The organism is Pelagibius sp. Alg239-R121, assembly GCF_947331435.1.
Classification (GTDB): domain Bacteria; phylum Pseudomonadota; class Alphaproteobacteria; order Kiloniellales; family Kiloniellaceae; genus Denitrobaculum.
Genome location: NZ_CAMZOF010000041.1, coordinates 1 through 1524, shown reverse-complemented (window position 1 = coordinate 1524; position 1524 = coordinate 1). Strand labels below are relative to the sequence as shown.

At 49.1% G+C, this 1524-nt stretch carries 1 protein-coding gene; it reads left to right on the top strand.

Annotated features, from left to right (window positions below; genetic code table 11):
* Positions 1 to 79 precede the first annotated feature (79 nt).
* Positions 80 to 1453, top strand: coding sequence for an IS1182 family transposase (locus QMZ18_RS36860; RefSeq protein ID WP_282611434.1), 1374 nt, complete (start codon positions 80 to 82; stop codon positions 1451 to 1453).
* The last annotated feature ends 71 nt before the right edge of the window (positions 1454 to 1524 follow it).

The window sequence follows — 1524 nt, the reverse complement described above, 5'->3', positions numbered from 1 at the left end:
GATTTTGATGAAAAAGGCGCGGTTGAAGTAGAGTTGTAGTTCTGATTCAATTTTCCCATTGATTTGGGAGATTGATGCGATGCTGGGACCCGCTCAGGAATTTCAGTCGGCTTTATTCTATGAGTTCAACCTCGAGGATCACGTTCCTTCGAACCACTTGCTGCGGTCGGTAGATCGGTTTGTTGATCTGTTTGGCATTCGTGCTTTTTTAGCTCCATTCTACAGCGACATTGGCCGACCATCGATTGATCCAGAGCTTATGATCAGGATGCTTCTTATCGGCTACATCATGGGTATTCGATCCGAGCGGCGGCTATGTGATGAAGTTCACGTAAACCTTGCCTATCGATGGTTCTGCCGCCTTGATCTGAATGACCCTGTTCCTGACCAGTCGACATTTTCCAAGAACCGGCACGGTCGCTTTCGTGAGAGCGATTTGTTCAGACATCTATTCGAAATCGTTGTTGATCGCTGTATCAAAGAGGGCGTTGTTGGAGGCGATATCTTTGCAACAGATGCCAGCATCATTCGAGCTGACGCGAACAAGCAGAACTCAACCCCGAAAGAAGAATGGGATACTACATCGCTCAACCCAGAAGACGCTCCGAGAGCTGTGAAGGAATATCTGGACACTCTGGATGATGCGGCATTCGGGGCCGCCAGTGTAGTTCAGCCTAAGTTCACCTCTCACAGCGACCCGGCATCACAGTGGACTGGGGCCATGAAAGGCCCAGCATTCTTCGCTTATGCCAACAACTACCTGATCGATACAGACAATGCGATCATCGTAGATGTTGAAGCAAGTCGTGCCATTCGTCAGGCTGAAGTTGGCGCGACACGGAAAATGATCCAACGGACACGCAGTAAATTTGGCCTCTACCCTGAGATACTGGCTGCCGACACAGCTTATGGCACAGCGGAGAACTTGAACTGGTTGGTTCATGAGGAAGGCATTCTGCCTTATATCCCTGTGTTCGATAAGTCTAAAAGAAAAGACGGTACCTTCTCCAGTTCAGACTTCGCGTTCAATCATCAAGCCAACGAATACACCTGCCCAGCTGGTAAACCGCTAAAGAAGTCTTGGCGCAAGATGAAGACGCCTAGATCAGGTGTCACCAAAGAAGGATTTATACGCTACTACGCGCGCAAAATGGACTGCGAACCTTGTCCTCTTAAACCTCAGTGCACGCCGAGAGACACGACACGTAAAATCACAAGACATATCTATGAAGGCGCACGGGATCTGGCTCGGGAATTATCTCAAACTGATGCTTATATGGACGCGCAACGAAGGCGCAAGAAAGTCGAAATGCTCTTCGCTCACCTCAAGCGCATTATGAAGCTGGACCGACTGCGACTAAGAGGACCAAACGGAGCAAAAGACGAATTCCATCTCGCAGCTACAGCCCAAAACCTCCGCAAGCTAGCCAAGCTTATCCCGCAACCAGCATGATCTGAGGGATGAGCCCGATCAACTCGATAGAAACGCCATTTAGAAATAAGACTTTTTCATCAAAATCGGCC

What these genes read in the sequence shown, in the direction of transcription:
- QMZ18_RS36860 (WP_282611434.1), top strand. Translation starts at nt 80, where the DNA reads ATGCTGGGACCCGCTCAGGAATTTCAGTCGGCTTTATTCTATGAGTTC.